This is a genomic window from Pseudomonas sp. G.S.17 (assembly GCF_038096165.1).
Taxonomy (GTDB): domain Bacteria; phylum Pseudomonadota; class Gammaproteobacteria; order Pseudomonadales; family Pseudomonadaceae; genus Aquipseudomonas.
In genome coordinates this window covers 1,387,770-1,409,222 of the sequence record NZ_CP151076.1, presented here as the reverse complement: position 1 = coordinate 1,409,222, position 21,453 = coordinate 1,387,770, and the positions used below count along the sequence as shown (strand labels likewise).

The 21,453-nt window shown below is 58.2% G+C and carries 18 protein-coding genes; 4 read left to right on the top strand and 14 right to left on the bottom strand.

The features are described from left to right. The first annotated feature begins 177 nt into the window (after positions 1-177). The gene (locus AABC73_RS06365) at positions 178-3,105 is read left to right on the top strand and encodes a membrane-targeted effector domain-containing toxin (protein WP_341522894.1); all 2,928 of its coding nucleotides are present in this window, start codon (positions 178-180) and stop codon (positions 3,103-3,105) included. A 73-nt stretch (positions 3,106-3,178) separates the two neighbouring features. Here AABC73_RS06365 and AABC73_RS06360 read toward each other — a convergent pair whose 3' ends face one another. From AABC73_RS06360 to AABC73_RS06325, 8 genes are all read right to left on the bottom strand, one after another. Next, positions 3,179-3,577: a DUF6632 domain-containing protein gene (locus tag AABC73_RS06360; protein ID WP_341522893.1), complete on the bottom strand. Its 399-nt coding sequence runs from the start codon at positions 3,575-3,577 to the stop codon at positions 3,179-3,181. A gap of 144 nt (positions 3,578-3,721) precedes the next feature. After that, entirely contained in the window at positions 3,722-4,279 is a 558-nt protein-coding gene (locus AABC73_RS06355) for a hypothetical protein (protein ID WP_341522892.1), read from the bottom strand. Positions 4,280-5,011: 732 nt separating this feature from the next. Next, positions 5,012-5,410 (bottom strand): type II toxin-antitoxin system death-on-curing family toxin, encoded by a 399-nt coding sequence (locus AABC73_RS06350; RefSeq protein ID WP_341522891.1) that lies wholly within the window; start codon positions 5,408-5,410, stop codon positions 5,012-5,014. Continuing rightward, entirely contained in the window at positions 5,410-5,580 is a 171-nt protein-coding gene (locus AABC73_RS06345; RefSeq protein ID WP_272632379.1) for an acetyltransferase, read from the bottom strand. Before AABC73_RS06345 ends, AABC73_RS06350 begins: the two co-directional genes overlap by 1 nt. 549 nt (positions 5,581-6,129) lie before the next feature. Next, the gene (guaA, locus tag AABC73_RS06340; protein ID WP_020292216.1) at positions 6,130-7,707 is read right to left on the bottom strand and encodes a glutamine-hydrolyzing GMP synthase; all 1,578 of its coding nucleotides are present in this window, start codon (positions 7,705-7,707) and stop codon (positions 6,130-6,132) included. Between the two features lie 102 nt (positions 7,708-7,809). Next, positions 7,810-9,279, bottom strand: coding sequence for an IMP dehydrogenase (gene guaB, locus AABC73_RS06335; RefSeq protein ID WP_341522890.1), 1,470 nt, complete (start codon positions 9,277-9,279; stop codon positions 7,810-7,812). A 94-nt stretch (positions 9,280-9,373) separates the two neighbouring features. Then, a complete protein-coding gene (locus tag AABC73_RS06330) occupies positions 9,374-9,922 on the bottom strand; it encodes a sugar ABC transporter ATPase (RefSeq protein ID WP_341522889.1) in 549 nt (182 codons plus the stop codon). Between the two features lie 71 nt (positions 9,923-9,993). Continuing rightward, positions 9,994-10,773 carry a sulfite exporter TauE/SafE family protein gene (locus tag AABC73_RS06325; protein WP_341522888.1) on the bottom strand — a complete coding sequence of 260 codons (780 nt, stop codon included), beginning with the start codon at positions 10,771-10,773 and terminating at the stop codon, positions 9,994-9,996. 229 nt (positions 10,774-11,002) lie between these two features. On the opposite strand from AABC73_RS06325, the gene xseA reads away from it, so the two are divergent. The 3 genes from xseA (at position 11,003) to leuA (ending at position 15,403) form a co-directional block, all read left to right on the top strand. Continuing rightward, complete coding sequence (gene xseA, locus AABC73_RS06320) at positions 11,003-12,382, top strand: exodeoxyribonuclease VII large subunit (protein ID WP_341522887.1); 1,380 nt, start codon at positions 11,003-11,005, stop codon at positions 12,380-12,382. A gap of 6 nt (positions 12,383-12,388) precedes the next feature. Next, positions 12,389-13,225, top strand: coding sequence for a peptidoglycan DD-metalloendopeptidase family protein (locus tag AABC73_RS06315; RefSeq protein WP_341522886.1), 837 nt, complete (start codon positions 12,389-12,391; stop codon positions 13,223-13,225). A 504-nt stretch (positions 13,226-13,729) separates the two neighbouring features. Beyond that, a complete protein-coding gene (gene leuA / locus AABC73_RS06310; protein ID WP_341522885.1) occupies positions 13,730-15,403 on the top strand; it encodes a 2-isopropylmalate synthase in 1,674 nt (557 codons plus the stop codon). A gap of 103 nt (positions 15,404-15,506) precedes the next feature. On the opposite strand, the gene AABC73_RS06305 is transcribed toward leuA, so the two are convergent. From AABC73_RS06305 to AABC73_RS06280, 6 genes are all read right to left on the bottom strand, one after another. After that, a complete protein-coding gene (locus AABC73_RS06305) occupies positions 15,507-15,929 on the bottom strand; it encodes a hypothetical protein (RefSeq protein ID WP_341522884.1) in 423 nt (140 codons plus the stop codon). Between the two features lie 74 nt (positions 15,930-16,003). Beyond that, positions 16,004-16,795: an amidohydrolase gene (locus tag AABC73_RS06300; protein WP_341522883.1), complete on the bottom strand. Its 792-nt coding sequence runs from the start codon at positions 16,793-16,795 to the stop codon at positions 16,004-16,006. Further along, positions 16,783-17,931 carry a pyridoxal phosphate-dependent aminotransferase gene (locus AABC73_RS06295; protein ID WP_341522882.1) on the bottom strand — a complete coding sequence of 383 codons (1,149 nt, stop codon included), beginning with the start codon at positions 17,929-17,931 and terminating at the stop codon, positions 16,783-16,785. Before AABC73_RS06295 ends, AABC73_RS06300 begins: the two co-directional genes overlap by 13 nt. A 118-nt stretch (positions 17,932-18,049) precedes the next feature. Then, complete coding sequence (gene der / locus AABC73_RS06290; RefSeq protein ID WP_065835143.1) at positions 18,050-19,522, bottom strand: ribosome biogenesis GTPase Der; 1,473 nt, start codon at positions 19,520-19,522, stop codon at positions 18,050-18,052. Positions 19,523-19,663: 141 nt separating this feature from the next. Then, positions 19,664-20,815, bottom strand: coding sequence for an outer membrane protein assembly factor BamB (bamB, locus tag AABC73_RS06285; protein WP_341522881.1), 1,152 nt, complete (start codon positions 20,813-20,815; stop codon positions 19,664-19,666). Further along, positions 20,808-21,449, bottom strand: a complete 642-nt coding sequence (locus tag AABC73_RS06280) for a tetratricopeptide repeat protein (protein WP_341522880.1) — start codon at positions 21,447-21,449, stop codon at positions 20,808-20,810. Before AABC73_RS06280 ends, bamB begins: the two co-directional genes overlap by 8 nt. Positions 21,450-21,453: the final 4 nt, after the last annotated feature.

Here is a 21,453-nt window from a genome sequence, read left to right as displayed (position 1 = left end):
ACAGGAACCTCTAGAAAAATACGGGCGAGCGCACCTGAGAGTCGATGCGAAGGGCGAATACGATACACCTGCATTTGGCAAAAAATAAGCGCGTGAACGTCGCAGTAACTATTTAGTGCTATTCAGGCGGCCACTCGCGACACGCTGGGGGAAATTCCACTTCAGAAGAAATCTCCGATGCCTGAAACCAACCCCACGCCAAACCTCGAAATCGACCAGCTGAAAACCTTGGGCATTAGCCTTGTCGAGGCTTGTCCGGATATGCGGGAGATGGCACGCGATATTGCCAAATCCATCCTGAAAAACCGCACCGGAACCGATATCGAGCCTGACACTGTCTATTGGCATCGCTTCACCACGGCGATGAGCAGCCCGCTCACGTTCAATGGCTGGCAGCACGTGGGCAGCCCGATTGAATCCATGACCCTGCCCCAACTGGTCTTGCATCGATTCAATGCTCACGACCAGGACAATGCCGACAACCTGCAAGTGATGGGCGGCTTTTATACCCAAGGCCCTGAAGCCGGCGCTTACAACACCAGCAATGAAGTCAAAATGCTTCCCGTCGACGTCATGAATGATTTCTGGAACATCGACTTCTGTACCGCGTACCGGGAACGACTCGATGCATTCTGGCAGAGCAGTGCCGATGAGTTCAGAACCCTCGCCAAAGCCAACTTTCTCGCCAAGGCACTGGAGGAACGCGAAAGCGAACATCTGGCCATGACGGATTTGCTGACCCTCCTCAGCGCGGTGGCGTCCAACGTCCATGCGCCTTTCCAGCTGTCGATGCTCACCGACGTGACAAGTGTGCCAACCGGGTTGCGCGTCACCACTTTTGACATCGGTGGGCATCAAGCCAGCGACATCCTGCGCGTGGTGACCTCCACCGGCAGGCAGATCATTTATATCCCTGGCGAAACCTTCGCTTTTCAGGCCTTCGATACGCAGGAGCAGCTTCGGCAATGGCTGGTCGACACCACCACCAAAAGCGCCGACAGAGCCCGATTCCTGGCCCATTTCCCGTTGGCAATGCGCCATGAGAACGATCCCGACGCGGGCCTTGATCATTTGATGGATCTGCTGCCTTCCCATGCCGACATTTCCGCGAGCGGCCTGCTCAATCAGCTTGATCAAGACCTCGGCATCGATGCATTTACCTGGTTGCGCGATGCCGCACGTGATCGCATGAACGCCGATGCCGACTTTTCCCTGCGCTCCAATGGCGATCTGCGCGAGCAGATGTGGATTGGTTACCTCAACGCCTTCTCCCATGTGTTCGGCCCGCTGGCCGCGCTGGACTGGCCCATTGCCCTTGCAGTAGTCGGCGCCGGTTTGGCAGACATGGGTTTGAACGTCGATCAGGCCGTCAACGGCCACACCACGGCCGAGCGCAAGGCGGGCGTCATCGGTGCAATCCTCAGCGCCGTGGACAGCCTGCTCAATTGCCTGTTTCTGCTGGATGCGGGTATTTCACATATGAATGAAGGGCAAACCGAGTACCTGGCCAATTTCAGCGAAGACAGCCCTCCGCCACAGACTCCGGACGTTATGGAAAAAGCGGTGGAAGCCCCCACTGACATCGTCCCGACTGAAACAGCGGCAGACAACCAGGACCTGCTCGCCAGATTCAGGACTAATCATCTGCTTGCCGGCTTCACGCCATCGACGCAAGCCGGCCGCATGCATGGCATTTATCAACTGGCCAACGGGGAGACTTACATCGCAATCGAGCACGGTTATTATCAGGTGCGCTACGTCAATGAAGTGAATAGCTGGGTGATTATCGACCCGCAAAACCCCTTCTCCTTCTACGACAACCTCCCGGTCCGACTCAATGCGTACGGCGACTGGGAAGTGGTCAATCGCAATGGACTTCGCGGTGGCGGCCCTGCGGCGTCGCGGATACCGCGCATTCCCCGTCCGTCCCCACCGGCCTCGGTGATCAGCACTTACGAGGTGCCAGAGTCGATGAGGGCGGAGGTCATCAAAGGTGCCAACGGCAGCGATCGGGCGGTATTGCGAGGCGACATGATGCCTTTGACGCATAACTGGAGAGATCCCTATCAACAATTCAGAGCCATCAGGGAACGCTTGCGCACTGACGCCTGCGAGTTTTATGAAAACCTGAAATTACCAGCCCGGCCACAGATGCCGGAACTGGAAGCCCAGGCATCCCCCAAGTCCGCCCTCGGCAAGTTTTTCCGCAGCAACGACGGCCTGGTCATCGGCGAGAGCCATTCAGGAATCGGCAGCAAGCGCTTCCTCATCGAAAACATGAAGCTGCTGAAAAAACTCAAGGTTCGCACGCTGTATATGGAACATTTGCTCACTGATTTTCATCAGGCTGATCTGGATGAGTTCGCCCGCTCAGGACGCATGGGCACGAAACTGGAGCAGTATTTGCGAAACATGGACATTGGCCACAACACTGACCCATCGGGCCAATACACGTTTTTGCAAGTGATCAAAGCCGCCAATGAAAACCGGATACGCGTCCAGGCCATTGATTGCATGGCCAGCTATCGGCTGGATGGCATGCAGGATCCGACTAACGTTGCTCGACAGAAAATGATGAACTTCTTCACCCACTCGATCATTAGAGCTGACGCGGTAAATCGGGGAGCGAACGGCAAGTGGATCGCCATGGTAGGTAACTCCCATGCCAACACGTTCCATGGAGTCGGCGGGATCAGCGAACTCGAAGGCGCCATAGGATTGCGGGTCGAGGACGTTGCGCCAGGAGAGCCGGAGGGTTTTACGATTGACCCGGGACGGACCATGCCCGGCGACATAGGCGAGCCTGACAGCTTCGTGAAAAGCGATTTCAGGCTGCGAGTTGTCATATCCAGAACCTTCAGCAGAATGTCGAGCGACCGGCTAGTGGTCCAGCCTGGCATGTTCGTCATTGATGAAAGCTCGGGTGAGCCGATGCTGGTGCATCGCAGCAAGGACAACTCGGTGGTGCGAACCCGCATCAAAAATCGCTTCGGCAAGGTGTTCATAGATCGCCCGCAGTGGCCGGCCATCAGCAGGCGCAACTTCAACAACATCGGTGAACTGGTGGCTGCGCTTGAGTTGATGGGCATGAAAAACGTCAACTGAGCGACGGGACAAAGCGCATAAAAAAGGCCGGGCAACCTTGAGGGTCATCCCGGCCTTTTAGACAGGCCGTCTCTCACCCTACGACCTTAACGCCGCGCGGCGTGAAGAACGCCAGCGTTGCAGCGACGATAAACAGCGCAGGCACATCGCCAAACAAATGGCCGAACTGGTGCCCTCCATCCATTCCGACGCCGAAGGACTGCACGGCCATGATCGCGCCATGCACGACGCTCGACCACACCGTGAACCAGATCAGGCTCAGATTTTTCAGCGGATCGCGCGACGCCATCAGCAGGAACACGCCAAGCGTCGCGTAGATGCCGACAATCATCAGCGGGTAATCGGAATGTCCGCTGTGCCACGTCCAGCCGGACGGCCACAGGATCATCAGCGGCCAGATCGCAAATACGGCGATCAGACCGACAGCAATCAAAACGATGCGCAAGGCGGCAAGTCGTTGGGTGTCGTCCATGGCAGGCTCCTTATCGCGGCGTGTATATCGCCGTAACTTGACGCAAATGAGTATAGAACCCTGCGCGACCGTACGCCCCGTCAAGCGATACCGTCAGTCGCCCTGGCGGTATCGTCTGCGGCTACCCATGAACTCCCTGCGCGGTCAGTTTGCGGCGGCGTCTTTTTTTCGAACGCCAATGGTTTTGCGTTCACCGGTTGCGGAGACTTCATACACGTTCATGACCCACGTGTCGGCGATCACGGTTTCAACCAGGTAATTCTTCTTGGCTTGCGGCGTGAATTGCTGCGCAACAGGCTGCTCCTTGTCGAACGGCGTAGGCATGGGAATACCGTTGAAGGTGAACGGTTTGACCTTGACCACCCCTTCCACGAACACCGTTTTGTCAGCCTCGACCAGCTTACTGATGCTGTCGGTACCACCGGCAATTTTCTTCAGATAAGCCGGTATGCGCTTGAAGTAAGCAGAGTCATAAACCCGATCACCTGCGCTCTCAAATCCAGCATTGGCATAGCCGTACGTGTAACTGACAGGATGATCACCCTCGCCGCCTATGGTACGGAAAGTCACGCTGGCTTGATGGTCATTCATGGCCAGTGGAACTACCGGTTCTGAAGTAAGATCACCCGCCTGGCGACTGCTGCAGCCGGTCATGACAAGAGCGAAAGTGATTGCTAATGGAAACGCCAAAGAAGTTTTCATTCGATCCCTGAACAGCCTGAAAGAAGGCCTGTATAGAGCCATTTGCAGAGCGAAAGTTCCCTGTACGCTGTCGGTGCAGCTGTGGAATTGACCCAACTGCTGCGATGCAGAAAACTGCCAGAGTTTGCCAGCCCCAAAAAGCCAAAAGCCCGCAATTACGCGGGCTCCAGGGCATCTCTTGCTAGTGGGTGCCGGACAATGCCGGACGCCCGATCATTCCCACTCTATTATCAATAATCAACTAATCTCTATAAAAATCAGTGAGTAACCGTGATCGCTACTCCCTATACCACGAAAAATACCAAGCTAGTAAAGCCGGATTTTACAGATTCTGCTTTGACCACTTCACACATCGAAAGCCTCGGCGCCCACCAAAAACCCCAATCTTAATAATTCATTTTTCAATCGAGACAATATAGAAGCCCACTACCAAATGGGCTTTTTTACTGCGAAGAGGGGGGTATTTACAATCAGTTGTCAACAGACGAAAAGCGACCCATGAATATCACCACGCAAAAAAAACAGTACTCACGAGGCCCAGCCAGCCTCCCTCATAGCAATGGCAGCCGGTAGCTGATGCTCCGGGACGGGCGGGCATTAATCTGAATGGCCATCAGTTACAACTTCACCAGCAGTTCAACTGCATATGACGAATCGGCCTGGAAAACTTTGCTATTACCTAATCATGACTGCGGCTAATCGAGCCAGTGAATTTGACCGGCCTTCCTGATGCTAAACCTGATTTTGAGAAGCGATGAAACAGGAGTAAAGAACATCAGCGAAATCATGCTCATTGATATCGCCGATAACCAAATCCCTAACGGCATCCGCTATCAAATCATTATCTAGGGTAATTTCATAATCATTAAGCGAAAGGTACTCCAAGCCGACTGCAAGCCCGGTGCGCTTGTTAGCATCAGGCAGTGCGTGGCCTTGCGCGATACTGGCAGTGTACTTGGCGGCAATTTCAAATACATCGTCAAGGCCATTATAGGCAATCGCGTTGTCGATTCGAGCCAGCGCGCCTTGTAAAAGCGGGATATTTACCGGCCCCTTCATGCCGGGCTCGGTAGTCAAGATCTGAGTGTTTATCTCGATAACACGTTCAAATGGAAAGAAGATCAATTCCATTACATGTCAGCCAACTTCTGAAAGGTCTTCTTGTGAGTCCTGAGAACGAGCTTGGTTTCTGAATAAACGATCTGCTTACCCGACTCGCCACCCAAATCCAGCTTCTTGATGGCTTTAACTTTAGGCCGCTCTACTATGGATACGCCATAAGTGTTCAGCTTGTGGTTCATGACTTGAGTACCCCAAACGGTTTGATCAATTTCTGCTCACACGGTAGCACACTGAGAGGCAAGATACACCGAGCCGTCGACTGCGTCGTACGCCGCTTGCTGGTTGGCATCAGTGCCACGCCAGCGCATGGCTTAGCATCAGTCATTACTGACAGAAAAGCGTCTGCAGCGGTAGTGCGTCGATACGTTCAATCACGTTGGCCTCAGGCAAATGTCGTAACGGCTCCAAAATCACATTCGTATAAAGAACGATCATTCAAAGGTCGCTGTCCGGGCGGGCGTCTTGTCGTGCGAACTCTCAAAGGCCGCGAACCCTTAATCCGTAAGGCTGGCCTTGCGGCTCATCTCGGCAGCAGCGAGCCCAGCTTGACCCAGCCTGGCGGCCTCACCGTAGACATCCAAAATGTCTCGCATCCCGGCCTTGAGGTTGTGATCGTATTGAGCAGCCTTTAAACAGGTGTGCCAGTTTCGGTGGGTGACAAATGCAAAAAGCCCGCAACTCAGCGGGCATTTTTGTTAGTCAACACAGGCCCCTTAGGGGGCGTAGGCTCACTCCCACTCAATAGTCGCTGGCGGCTTGCTCGACACGTCGTAGGTGACGCGGGAGATGCCTTCGATTTCATTGATGATGCGTCCGGAAACGGTTTCCAGCAGCTCGTAAGGCAGGTGCGCCCAACGTGCGGTCATGAAGTCGATGGTTTCCACGGCGCGCAGGGCAACGACCCATGCGTAACGACGGCCATCGCCGACCACGCCGACTGATTTGACCGGCTGGAACACCACGAACGCCTGGCTGACTTTGTGATACCAGTCGGCCTTGCGCAGTTCTTCGATAAAGATGTGATCCGCGCGACGCAGCAGGTCGGCGTACTCTTTCTTCACTTCACCGAGGATCCGCACGCCCAGGCCCGGGCCCGGGAATGGGTGACGGTAAACCATGTCGTACGGCAGGCCCAGTTCCAGACCAAGACGACGCACTTCGTCCTTGAACAGTTCGCGCAGCGGTTCGACCAGCTTGAGGTTCATTTCGTCCGGCAAGCCACCCACGTTGTGGTGAGACTTGATCACATGAGCCTTGCCGCTTTTCGCGCCAGCCGACTCGATGACGTCCGGGTAAATCGTGCCCTGGGCCAGGTACTTGATGTTGTCCAGCTTGCAGGACTCGGCGTCGAACACGTCGATGAAGGTGCGGCCGATGATCTTGCGCTTCTTCTCCGGGTCGCTTTCGCCCGCCAGATTGTTCAGGAACTGGTCCTGGGCATTGGCGCGGATCACTTTGACGCCCATGTTCTCGGCGAACATGGCCATCACTTGCTCGCCTTCGTGCAAGCGCAACAGACCGTTGTCGACGAACACGCAGGTCAGCTGATCGCCAATGGCCTTGTGCAGCAGCGCGGCAACCACGGACGAATCGACACCGCCGGACAGACCCAGCAGCACGTTGTCGGTGCCGACCTGGGCACGGACTTGCGCGATGGCGTCTTCAGCGATGTGCGACGGCGTCCACAAGGCTTCGCAGCCGCAGATATCGAGGATGAAGCGCGACAGGATGCGGCCACCCTGTTTGGTATGGGTCACTTCCGGGTGGAACTGCACGCCGTAGTAGCCACGCGTGTCGTCGGCCATACCGGCAATCGGGCAGCTCGGGGTGCTGGCCAGGATGTGGAAACCTGCAGGAATCTCGGTGACTTTATCACCGTGGCTCATCCACACATCCAGACCGAAGACGCCATCGGCATCGACATGATCTTCAATGCCGTCCAGCACGCGACTCTTGCCGACGATGTCGACGCGGGCGTAACCGAACTCACGCATGTCCGAACCCTGGACGCGACCGCCCAGTTGTTCGGCCATGGTTTGCATGCCGTAGCAGATACCGAAAACCGGTACGTTCAGGTCGAACACTGCTTGCGGCGCACGGGGACTGTTGGCTTCGTGTACGGACTCAGGGCCGCCGGCGAGGATGATCCCGCGTGGGTTGAATGCGCGAATCGCTTCGTCGTCCATGTCGAACGGATGCAGTTCGCAATACACGCCGATCTCACGCACGCGGCGGGCGATCAGCTGGGTGTACTGGGAACCGAAGTCGAGGATCAGGATGCGGTGGGCGTGAATGTCGAGGGCCATGACTCATTCTCGTCAAAAAACAGAAACGACACGGGGCTGCGTAACAGCCCCGGCTATAAAACTCGTTGGGTTGCATCGCGGCGAGCCACGATGCAATCCGGATCAACCAACGCGATAGTTCGGCGCTTCCTTGGTGATCTGCACGTCATGGACGTGGGATTCAGCCATGCCGGCACCAGTGATACGCACGAATTCAGGCTTGGTACGCATCTCTTCGATATCGGCGCTGCCGGTGTAACCCATGGAGGAACGCAGGCCGCCCATCAACTGATGGATGATCGCCGACAGCGAGCCTTTATAGGCAACGCGGCCTTCGATGCCTTCCGGCACCAGCTTCTCGGCGCCTTCCGACGAATCCTGGAAGTAGCGATCCGAAGAGCCTTGGGCCTGGGACATAGCACCCAGCGAACCCATGCCGCGATAAGCCTTGTAAGAGCGGCCCTGGAACAGTTCGATTTCGCCCGGAGCTTCTTCAGTACCGGCAAACATCGAACCCATCATCACGCAACTTGCGCCGGCCACGATGGCCTTGGACAGGTCACCCGAGAAACGGATGCCGCCGTCGGCGATCAACGGCACACCGGTGCCTTCAAGGGCAGCGGCAACGTTGGCGATGGCGCTGATTTGCGGAACGCCGACACCGGCAACGATACGCGTGGTGCAGATCGAGCCCGGACCGATACCGACCTTGACCGCATCGGCGCCAGCCGCAACCAATGCCTTGGCGGCAGCGCCAGTGGCGATGTTGCCGCCGACGACCTGCACGTCAGGGAAGTTCTCTTTAACCCAGCGAACGCGATCGATCACACCTTTGGAGTGACCGTGGGCAGTGTCGACCACCACCACATCAACGCCGGCAGCCACCAGCGCAGCAACACGCTCGCCAGTATCCTTGCCGGTGCCGACCGCAGCGCCGACACGCAGACGACCCTGGTCGTCCTTGCTGGCCAGCGGATAAGCCTTGGCTTTTTCGATGTCCTTGACGGTCATCATGCCTTTGAGCGCGAACTTGGCGTCGACGATCAGGACTTTTTCCAGACGGTGCTTGTGCAGCAATTCGCGTACTTCGTACTTGTCGGCGCCTTCACGCACGGTGACCAGACGTTCTTTAGGCGTCATCACTTCGCGAACAGGGACATCCAGACGGTTTTCGAAGCGTACGTCGCGAGAAGTCACGATGCCGACCAAGTCGCCATTGTGCAGGACAGGTACACCAGAGATGTTGTGCAGGCGGGTCAGTTCGAACAGGTCACGAACCGTGGCATCGGCTTCGATGGTGATCGGGTCCTTGACCACGCCGGCTTCGAACTTCTTGACCTTGCGCACTTCGGCAGCTTGCTGCTCGATGGTCATGTTCTTGTGGATCACACCGATACCGCCTTCCTGAGCCATGGCAATTGCCAGACGGGCCTCAGTCACGGTGTCCATTGCGGCGGAAACCAGAGGGATATTCAGTTCGATGCCACGGGTCAAACGGGTTTTCAGACTAACTTCGTTGGGAAGCACCTCGGAATAACCGGGCACAAGGAGGATGTCGTCGAAAGTAAGTGCTTCTTGGCTGATACGCAGCATCGCGGGGGCTCCCGAGCGGGAAATTGGAAGCGCGCCATTATACCCAGACAGCCCCGTCGGCTCAATGTAAACCTCAGGCTATTATCAAGGGCATTTATAGCCGGACTTTGACGAAAGACAGCGGACGATCCAGACGTTCGGCGAAGTCATCCAGAAAGCTCTGTTTGAACGACGCATCGAGCCAGTTGTTGAAGATGAAGCCCAGGTTGGAAAAACCGCAGGCTTGCAGGAACAGGAAGCCATTGATGTCGTCTTCGTGCCCGCATTCGGGGCAGATGAAGTTGTCGGTATGGCCGGGCATCCATTCTTCCAGGCTGTCGAACAACGCTTCGCCGATTTCCTTGCGACACTCCGGGCAACCGGCCTCTTCGGCGAAGTCATTGAGCGGGGTGAAGATGCAGCGTTTGGTGACGATCTCCAGGCCGTTGACGGGTTGACCGAACGGCAGCGCTTCGGGGTTTTCCACCACCGCGCGGGCACCGGGCGCAATGGCGTAGGCCATTTTATTGAAGGTCCGACCGCAGGTGGTCAGTTCGGCCTCGACCACATTGAGCTTGACCAGCCAGCGCAGAATCAACCGCGCCCTGGCTTCACGTCCGGGAAAACCGGAAATTTGCGGGACAAGAATGCTTTGGCTGTTCATGGCGAGGTTTCACAAGCGGCTTATCGAGTGCGGCAGCTTAATCCCCCGTCGCCTCAGGTCAAGTGCAGCGGTCAGCCAGCCATATACCGCCCGATCAACGCGACGCCACTGACCAGCACCAACCAGGTCACCAGCCGCACGAAAGTCTCGCGGGACAGTTTCATGGTCAGCGCCCGGCCGATCCACGAACCCACGGCCATCGCGGGCAACAGGCACACCGCCAGGACCAGCAGCGGAATCTGCGCGTAGACACCGGCAATCAGAAACAGGCTCAAACGCACGATGGTGCTACAGCTGATCAGCGCGCTCTGGGTTGCCCGCACCTGCGCCTTGTCGGTCAGCCGACTGTTGAGGTAGATCGCGTAAAGAAAGCCGCCGCTGCCAAACAAAGCGCCGAACAACCCGCCGACGGTGCCCATGGGAATCGCCCAGCCCGCCGCCAATTGTGTTGGCCGCACTTTCACCGCCAGGCTGTACAGCGCGTAGGCGGTGATGAACAGCCCCATTAAAAGCAGCAGCACATCGGATTTGAGGTTGAGCAGAAACAGCACGCCCAACGTGCAGCCCACCGCCATGCAAGGCAGCAGGCGTACCAGTTCGGACTTGACCACCGACTGCCGGGAAGGCAGCAGATTGCCGAACGCGGCGATGAAATCCAGCATCACCAGCAACGGAATGATGCGCGACAACGGCATGAAATTGATCAGAATCGGCCCGGCCACCAGCGCCGTTCCGAAACCGGCAATGCCGAACACTATATAAGCAGCAAGCACGCCCAGCTCGATCAGCAGCCAGTCGAAAGGCGTCAAGCCCAGCTGCATGAATGTGGCGATGATGTCGATATTGCCCACCAGACTTCCTCCCTGAAAAACACCTGGCAAGCTGCAACAAACTGCCTGCTTCTATAGATCCCTGGCACTGCGCTACCACGCCCGCAGGACCGGCTTTAGCCGGGAGAGCATCGTATCTGATTCAGGGAATGCATGGGATATACCGCCTCGCTCCCGGCTAAAGCCGGTCCTACAGAATAGTCGTATCTCCACAGTGCGCAGGGCGGGCATTGCCATTATGATGCCCACCATGATCAAAGACCCCTTCGCAAGACTCGGCCTCGACCGGGAAGTCCTTACTGTCAGCCAGCTCAACGGCCGCGCGCGGGTGTTGCTGGAGGATGTATTCAGCAATATCTGGGTCGAGGGCGAGATCTCCAATCTGTCGCGCCCGGCCTCCGGCCACGTCTACTTCACCCTGAAGGATTCCGGCGCGCAGGTACGTTGTGCGCTGTTCCGGCAGAGTGCGGCGCGGGTTCGCCAGGCGCTCAAGGACGGTTTGCAGGTCAAGGTGCGCGGCAAGGTCTCGCTGTTCGAGGGGCGTGGCGACTATCAGCTGATCCTCGATACCGTGGAGCCTGCCGGTGATGGCGCGCTGCGCCTGGCGTTCGATGCCCTGAAAGAAAAGCTCAGCGCTGAAGGCCTGTTCAGTGCCGAACGCAAGGTCGCACTTCCGCTGCATCCGCAACGCATTGGCATTATCAGCTCGCCCACCGGCGCGGTGATTCGCGACATCATCAGCGTGTTCCACCGCCGCGCGCCGCAAGTGCAATTGACCCTGATTCCCACGGCCGTGCAAGGCCGCGACGCCATCGCGCAGATCGTCCGCGCGCTGAAACTGGCCGACGCCCGAGGTTTCGACGCGCTGATCCTGGCCCGTGGCGGCGGCTCGCTGGAAGACCTGTGGTGCTTCAACGAAGAAGCGGTGGCCCGCGCCATCGATGCCTGCGTGACGCCGATTGTCAGCGCGGTCGGGCATGAGACCGATGTTTCCATCAGTGACTTCGTGGCTGACGTTCGCGCGCCGACGCCGTCTGCCGCCGCCGAACTGCTGGCCCCGGACTCAAGCGACCTGCATCGCCGCGTGGACAATCTGCACCGCCGGCTGGTCAGTCGCATGCAGGACAAGCTCATGCGCGAGCGTTTGCGCCTGGAAGGTATTTCCCGCCGCCTGCGCCATCCCGGAGAACGCCTGCGCCAGCAAGCGCAACGCCTGGATGATCTGGACATGCGTATGCGCCGCGCTTTCGAGCAGCAAATGCACAAGCGTCAGGTGCGCATCGCTCATCTGGAAAGCCGCCTTGCCGCCCAGCATCCGGGGCGCGCCCTCGCCTTCCTGCGTCAGCGCCTGGACGGGCTGGCCGCACGTTTGCCCAAAGCCATGCGCGACACGCTCAAGACCCGCCATCTTCAACTGCAAAGCCAGGTGCAAACCCTGCACGTGGTCAGCCCGCTGGCGACGCTGGGTCGCGGCTACAGCATTCTGCTCGACGAGCGCGGCCACGCGATTCGCAATGCCGCGCAGACCCAAACCGGCCAGCGCTTGACGGCACGCCTGGGTGAAGGCGAATTGCAAGTCAGGGTCGAAGACAATCACCTGACGCCCGTCACCCTTTCTCTTCTGGATTGATTATTGATGCTGCGATTTCTAGCTCCGCTGCTTACTGTTTTTCTGTGCCTGCCCGCCCAGGCCGACAGTTACATCACGCGCTTACTGAACAAGCCAGTGCCCGGCGGCGTTGCCGTGGTCGATCTGGGCACCGGCGCGCAGGCGCCGAAAGCCACCTATCAAGGCAAGCCGGTGCTGGTGGTCCGGGAGCAGGACAGTCGCTGGCTGGCGATTGTCGGCGTGCCATTGACCGTCAAGCCGGGCTCACAGCAGTTGGCAATCAGGGAGGCCAGCGGCGTCCGCAATCTGGCGTTCAGTGTCGGCAGCAAGAAATACCCGGAACAGCACATCACGCTGCAGAACAAGCGTCAGGTGAATCCCGATCCTGCCGACCTGAAACGCATCGAAGGCGAATTGGCAGAACAGATCACCGCCTACCGCTCCTTCACACCCACCACTCCAAGCAATCTGCTGCTGGACAAGCCGGTCAACGGTCCGCTGTCGAGCAAGTTTGGCGTGCGGCGCTTCTTCAACGGCGAAGAACGCAACCCTCACGCAGGCCTGGACTTTGCTGTTCCCGCTGGCACGCCGATCAAATCTCCGGCGGCGGGTAAAGTGATTCTGACCGGCAACTACTTCTTCAACGGCAACACCGTGTTCGTCGACCACGGCCAGGGTTTCATCAGCATGTTCTGCCACATGTCGAAGATCGATGTAAAAGTCGGCGACGCGGTAGCACGCGGCGGCGTGGTGGGCAAAGTCGGTGCTACCGGCCGCGCGACGGGGCCGCACATGCACTGGAACGTCAGCCTGAACGATGCACGGGTTGATCCGGCGATATTTATCGGGGCGTTTCAGCCTTGACTGCGGTCCTGCGGGAGATTCCATATTGGGCGACACCCCCAATGTGGGAGCTTACGAGCAGCGCGAGGCAGCAATAGCAATCTGCCTGACACACCGCATCGCGGCCGTCGTAACCTCCGAACGCTCCCACAGGATCGGCACATGCACACCGCCTGATGCCCTCTTCCCGAATAAATCCTGCCGCACCGCCTCTCCAATTGCGCCCAGCTTTATGACTCAGCAATAAAAACCTTTAAAACATCAATTACGCGCTACTTAAGCACAGACTTTCATCGAAAACGCGACTTTCTCTCAATTTTTTCCAACTGCTTGCCAACTTTCACCTCAATGGTTACGGTTGACGTCATGAATACCTCCCAAACCCTCATTCTGTTGCGGCAACATTGCTGTCTCAGCCTGGTCAGTGCGCGACTGCCAAGCTAGATTGCGGTGCCTCGCCCCTGTCTTTTCGAATTATCGGTTGGCCGCCTTTACCCGGCCCCGCAAGAACCCAAGGATTTCCCCATGACCATGCTCAAAGACCCGTCCAAGAAGTACCGCGCGTTCCCGACTATTGATTTGCCGGATCGCACCTGGCCTTCAAAAACCATTACCGAAGTGCCGATCTGGTGCAGCTCCGACCTTCGTGATGGCAACCAGTCGTTGATCGAGCCAATGGACGCGGTCAAGAAGCTGCGCTTCTGGAAGACGCTGGTCAGCGTCGGCGTCAAGGAAATCGAAGCTTCGTTCCCGGCAGCATCGCAGACTGACTTCGACTTCGTTCGCACCCTGATCGAAGACGACCACATTCCGGATGACACCACGATCCAGGTGTTGACCCAGGGCCGTGAAGACCTGATCGCCCGCACCTTTGAATCCCTGCGCGGCGCGAAGAAAGCCATCGTTCACTTGTACAACGCCACCAGCCCATCCTTCCGCCGCATCGTCTTCAATCAGGACAAGGCCGGCGTCAAAGAGATCGCGGTCAGTGCGGCCAAGCTGTTCGTCAAATACGCTGCCGAACAACCGGACACGCAGTGGACTTTCGAATATTCGCCAGAGACCTTCAGCGCTACCGAACTGGAGTTTGCCAAGGAAGTCTGCGACGCGGTCATCGAAGTCTGGAACGCGACGCCTGAGAACAAAGTCATCCTCAACCTGCCAGCCACGGTTGAAGTGGCGACGCCCAATATCTATGCCGACCAGATTGAATGGTTCTGCCGCAATATCAGCCGCCGTGACAGCGTGATCATCAGCCTGCACACCCACAATGATCGTGGCACTGGCGTTGCGGCCACCGAGCTGGGCCTGATGGCTGGCGCGGATCGTGTTGAAGGTTGCTTGTTCGGTAACGGCGAACGTACCGGCAACGTGGATCTGGTGACCGTGGCGTTGAACATGTACACCCAGGGCCTCAATCCGCAGCTGGACTTCTCCGACATCGACGGCGTGCGCAAAGTCGTTGAAGAGTGCAACCAGATTCCGGTTCACCCGCGTCACCCGTACGTGGGCGATCTGGTCCACACCGCGTTCTCCGGCTCGCACCAGGACGCCATTCGCAAGGGTTTCACCCAGCAGAAACCGGACGAATTGTGGGAAGTGCCTTACCTGCCAATCGACCCGGCAGATATCGGGCGCAGCTACGAGGCGGTGATTCGCGTCAACAGCCAGTCCGGCAAAGGCGGCATCACCTACTTGCTGGAACAGGAATACGGCATCTCGTTGCCGCGCCGCATGCAGATCGAATTCAGCCAGGTCGTGCAGGGCGAAACTGATCGCCTGGGCCTGGAAATGTCGGCGCAGCAGATTTACGCGCTGTTCAAACGCGAATACCTGCAAGCCAACAAGCCTTACGCGCTGATCAGTCATCGCCTGCAGGAAGAGAACAACACCAGCGCCGTGGATGCAGAAGTCAGCGTCAACGACGAAACCCAACGCTGGAAAGGCAAAGGCAACGGCGCGCTGGAAGCGCTGGTTTCAAGCCTGCCGGTGGGCGTGGAAATCATGGACTACAACGAGCACGCCATCGGCGCAGGCACCACGGCCAAAGCCGCTGCCTACATCGAACTGCGTGTGAACGGTGAACGAGCGATCCACGGCGTGGGCATCGATGAAAACATCACCACCGCCAGCTTCCGCGCCCTGTTCAGCGCACTGAACCGTTCGTTGAGCCAGGCAGAAGCTGCAAAGGCTGCCTGAAACGCCTGAGCGCAACGAAAAAGCCCGAAGCATTTGCTTCGGGCTTTTCGTTTGAGGCTGTTTTTGCGGATCAGTGAATATCTGTTTCCGACGGCAGACCGCCTTACGCCGTGGTGTTAACGCCACCTGTTAGCTGGATCAACGCGGCCTGCTGGGATTGCAACAACGCAGTGGTGCTGGCTATCTGAGTCTGAATCGCCATCACTCGCTGAGCTTTCTCTGCATCAGAACCGTGACCGTTCTGTGCAGCAGCCAACTGCTGCTGTTCTTTCTGCAGCTGCTTTTCAGTCTCTTTGATCTGTTCTTTGAGCTGGTCGATGCTTTGTTGAGTGGCATCGGAAGTCGAACTACCAGCGGCACCGCCAGCGCCCGTTGCATTAACAGCGACGGTTGTGCGCTTGCTGCTGTCATCGGCCGCCGCGACCGCATCAGTCGAGGCGGCAGTGGTTGCGGCATCGTCTTTCTTGACGGTGACGCTGAACGCCGCTGCGTATGAGCTGAGTGATGACGTGCTGATCGTGGTCATGCCGTACTCCCGAAAAGAAACATTCAGTAATGGATAGACGGCGTATCGGCAAACTCAGACACAACTGAACACAATTAATGTATCTCGAATGTATCGGCATCGAGATCGGCAGGAAACCTTGTGCGATAAGCCGCAAGTTCCGCCGCATTCAACGACACCTCAAACACGCCCTCGGCTTCACCCGCGCTGAACAGGCTTTCACCCTGGAAATCCAGGACCTGGCTGTCGCCGGTGTAAGCAAAGCCTTTGCCGTCGGTACCGGTGCGGTTCACCGCAGCGACGTAGCAAAGATTCTCAATGGCCCGCGCGGGCAGCAGACGATTCCATTGAAGACGCCGTGCGCCCGGCCAGTTAGCGGTGTACAGCAGCAGATCGGTGTTCTGCGCATCGCGGCTCCACACCGGGAATCGCAGGTCGTAGCAAATCAGCGGGCGAATCCGCCAGCCCTTGAGTTCGAACTGCACCTGCTGGTCACCCGGACTGTAGTGCTCATGCTCGCCAGCCATGCGGAACAGGTGGCGTTTGTCGTAATGCAGCAATTCCCCATCCGGGCGCGCCCACAGCAACCTGTTGCGATGGCTGCCGTCAGCCGCCTTGACGATGATGCTGCCAGTGACCACCGCTTGCAGGCGCTTGGCCTGGGCGAGCATCCACTTGGCGGTGGGCCCGAATTCCGGTTCCGCCAGGGTTTCCGACGCCATGGAAAACCCCGTGGTGAACATTTCGGGCAGGATCACCAGATCAGCACCGCTGAGCGGGTCCAGCAGCATGGCGAAATGCTCGTGATTGGCCAGGCGGTCATGCCAGGCCAGAGAGGTCTGGACCAACGCCAGATTCAGGTTCGGCAACTGGCTTAGATCGCGCATAACTTCTCCGCTGCCAGACGCAACGTTTCTTCACGCTTGGCAAAGCACAGGCGAATGATCCGCTGGCCTTCAGGCGGGCTTTGATAGAACACGGAAATTGGAATGCTCGCGACGCCGTGCTCGCGGGTCATCCACAGCGACATGTCCACGTCGTTGAGGTCCGGCCGGATTTGCGAATAGTCCACCAACTGGAAATAGGTGCCGCCGACTGGCGTGAAGCTGAAGCGCGACGTCTTCAGTCGGTCGCAGAAGAAGTCCCGCTTGGCCTGATAGAACGCCGGAAGTTCTTCGACGTGTTCGGGATGCTCCGCCATGAAATCGGCCAACGCGTACTGCAACGGCGTGACACCGCAGAAACTCACGTACTGGTGGATCTTGCGCAGCTCGGCAGTCAATGCCGGAGGCGCAACCACATAGCCGGTTTTCCAGCCAGTGACGTGATACGTCTTGCCGAACGAGCTGACCACGAAGGCGCGCTGATACAGTTCTTCATGCGCCAACACGCTGGCGTGCTGAACACCGTCGAACACCAGATGCTCATAGACCTCGTCGCTGAGCAGATAGATGTCGCGATCGGCAATCAGCGCGGCCAGACGATCCAGATCGGCGCGGGTGATCAAGGCGCCGCTGGGATTATGCGGGCTGTTGATCACGATCATGCGGGTACGCGGGCTGAGCGCATCGCTGAGTTTCTGCCAGTCGATGGCAAAGTCACCCAGCGTCAACTGCACATGCACACAACGCCCGCCCGCCAACTCCACAGACGGTTCATAGCTGTCGTAGCACGGGTCAAAAATAATGACTTCATCGCCGGGCTGAACCACGGTCTGGATCGCGCAGAAAATCGCCTGGGTAGCGCCCGGCGTAATGGTGATTTCTGTTTCCGGGTCGGCCTGACGGCCGTAGTTGCGCGCTATCTTGGCTGCAACCTGCTGGCGCAACGCGGGCAAACCGGTCATTGGCGCGTATTGGTTATGACCTTCGGCAACATGACGGCTCAACGCATCGCGCAGCGCTTGCGGGCCATCGAAATCCGGAAAACCCTGGGAAAGATTGATCGCGCCGGTCTCGGCTGCGAGCTGGGACATGACGGTGAAAATGGTGGTGCCGACGTTGGGCAGCTTGCTCGTAATCATGGTGCCTTCTCAACTGAACGCCCGGCTCCACGGTGGCACGGGTCATGCAGAATAGCCCATAGAGCGCGCATAAAAAAAGGCGCGATTAGCGCCTTTTCGGAGAAAGCCTGTTACAGAATCAGCGCTTGTCGCGACGCTTCTTGTCGGCTTTCTTGTGGTGCGACATCATTCGACGCTTCTTGTTGACCTGACGGTCAGTCAGCGTGTTCTTGTTGCCTTCGTACGGGTTCTCGCCGCCTTTGAACTCGATACGGATCGGCGTACCGACCAGTTTCAGCACGCGGCGGTAAGTGTTTTCCAGGTAACGGACGTAAGACTTGGGTACTTTTTCGACCTGGTTACCGTGGATCACGATCAACGGCGGGTTGGCGCCACCCAAGTGCGCATAACGCAGCTTGATACGACGACTGCCCACCATCGGCGGCGCATGCTCGCTGACCGCGTCTTCAAGGATCTGGGTCAGGCGGCTGGTCGGCCAACGGGTAACGGCGGACTTGAACGAGTTCTGCACCGACTGATACAGGTTACCCACACCCGTGCCATGCAAGGCCGAGATGAAGTGGATATCGGCGAAGTCGACGAAGAACAACCGGCGTTCAAGCTCGGTCTTCACGAAGTCGCGTTCGCTCGGCACCATGCCATCCCACTTGTTCAGGGCGATGACCAGCGCACGACCGGACTCCAGGGCGAAGCCCAGCAGGTTGAGGTCGTGATCGACCACACCTTCACGGGCGTCCATCACGAAGATCACCACGTTGGCGTCTTTGATGGCCTGCAGGGTTTTCACCACCGAGAACTTTTCAACTTCCTCGTGGATCTTGCCGCGCTTGCGCACACCGGCGGTGTCGATCAGCGTGTACTTTTCGTCGTTGCGGGTGAACGGGATATAAATGCTGTCGCGGGTGGTGCCGGGCTCGTCGTACACGATAACCCGGTCTTCACCCAGCATGCGGTTGACCAGCGTCGACTTGCCAACGTTGGGACGACCGATGATGGCGATCTTGATGCCGTCTTTTTCGCTTGGGCCCGGGATGCGCTTGGCTTCCTGGCCTTCGGCGACAACTTCAGCTTCGCCTTCCTCTTCCTCTTCCCCTTCGTCTTTCGGGAATTGGCTGAGGGCGATTTCCAGCATCTGGCTGATGCCACGACCGTGTGCACCCGCGACCGGGATGGCGTCGCCCATGCCCAGAGGGGCAAATTCGGCGCGGGCCATTTCCGGATCGATGTTGTCGACCTTGTTGGCGACCACGTAGGAACGCTTGCCACGCTTGCGCAAGTGCTCGCCGATCATCTGGTCCGCAGCGGTGAAACCGGCACGGGAGTCAACCAGGAACAGCACGACATCAGCTTCTTCGATGGCCAGCAGCGATTGCTCGGCCATTTTTTCATCCATGCCATGCTCGTCGCCGGAAATACCGCCGGTATCGATCAGGATGTAGGAGCGCCCTTGCCACTTGGCCTCACCGTATTGGCGATCACGGGTCAGACCGGACAGATCGCCGACGATAGCGTCGCGGGTCCTGGTCAGGCGGTTGAACAAGGTGGACTTGCCGACGTTCGGTCGACCCACCAGGGCGATTACGGGAACCATGCGGCTCTCCACTTCGTTATTTCAGAAAATACAAAAGCCGCTGCAGGGCAGCGGCCGGAGTTCGGAGCAGCACCTTGCGGCGCTGCAAACCCTGCCGGAGCGGGGTTGCGAGAGGTCCAGGACCTCAAGCATAGACAGTCTTTACTTGATGGTCAGGGCTTCCAGCTTGCCACTGTTGCCAAACACATAAATCATGTCGCCAACTACCAGCGGACGGGCACGCAGGCCGTCGCTGTCAATGCGCTCACGCCCCACGAAGCGACCATCTACCTGGCTCAACAGGTGCAGATAGCCTTCCATGTCGCCGACCGCAACGTAACTGGAATAAACTTCCGGCGCGCCGAGTTGGCGGCGAGCCAGGGCATCGTTGCTCCACAGTGCTGTAGAAGAACGCTCATCGATACCTTCGACGGTGCCGTTGGCCAGGCTGACGTAGACGCTGCCAAAACCCTGGGCGACACCGGCGTAGCTGGATGCATCACGCTGCCAGAGTACCCGACCGCTTTCCAGTTCCAGACCGGCAACCCGGCCCTGGTAGCTGGCAACGTACAAGGTGCCACCGGAAAGCAGCAGCCCGCCGTCGATATCGACAACGCGTTCCAGCTCCGAGCGACCTTGCGGGATAGCAACGCGCTGCTCCCAGGCCGGCACGCCGCTGGCTGTGTCCAGCGCAACGATTTTACCGGTCGACAGGCCAGCCACCGCAAGGTGATTGGTCACGATCGGCGCGCCAGTACCGCGCAGCGTCAATACTGCAGGCGTGCTTTCGTAGATCCAGCGCTGGGTGCCGGTGGCGGCATCGAAGCCGATCACGCGGTCATCCTGGGTCTGGACAACCACCACGTCACCGTTGGTGGCAGGCGGAGCCAGCACTTCACTGGTCACGCGAGCGCGCCATTTTTCTTCGCCGGTGGCTTCGTCAAGGACGACGATTTCGCCCTTGAGCGTACCCACCATCAGCATGCCGTAGCCGACACCGACGGCGCCGGAAACCGGCAGTTCGAGGTCTTTCTTCCAGACCACATCGCCGTTCAGACGATCCAGCGCCATGATCACGCCAGTCACGTCCGAGGCGAAGATGCGGTCGCCGTCGATAGCCGGAACCAGCATGTTGTAGGTTTTGCCCTGACCGTCACCGATCGAACGGCTCCACTGCTTGTGCAGGACCACTTCGTCTTTGAAGTCGGTCAGCTCGGCCGGTGGCAATTCTTTCTTGCTGTTGCTGCTGCAACCCGCGGCCAAAATGGCCAGAGCCAGCAATGCTGCATGTTTCCAACGCATCACGTCACGCATCCCCTTTGGCCAAGTCGTCGAGCTTCATTTGTAGGCCACCTACGGCTGCTTCTTCAGACAGCGCGGATTTGGCTTTTTGGTATGCAGCATGCGCAGCGTCAGTGCGACCCAGCTGTACCAGCAGGTCACCCTTGAGTTCTTCACGACTGGCCAGGAACGCCTTGTCGGCATCGCCTTCCAGCAGTTTCAGGGCATCTTCGGTCTTGTTCTGTGCCGCCAAGACGCGAGCCAGACGCTGACGGGCGATTTCGCCCAGCGTGTCGCTGGCCGGCTTGTCGGTGACCAGTTTCAGCTCGGCGACTGCGTCATCCAGCTTGGCATTGTCCACCGCCACCTTGGCGACGAAAAGACTGCCGTACTGTGCGTAAGCCGTGCCACCGAACTCGCTTTTCAGCTTGTTGGCGATATCGGCGACACGTGCGATGTCGGCCTGGCCGCTGGGCGTCAGCGCGGTTTCCAGCAATTGCTGGTACAACGCGGAGGCACCTTGCGACTGATTGCTCTCGTATCTGCTCCACGCCTGCCAGCCAAGGACAATGACCAACGCCAGCAAACCGCCAGTCAACAGGGGTTTGCCGTTACGCTGCCACCAGTCCTTCATCACCGCCAGCTCTTCATCTTCGGTACGCGACACCCCA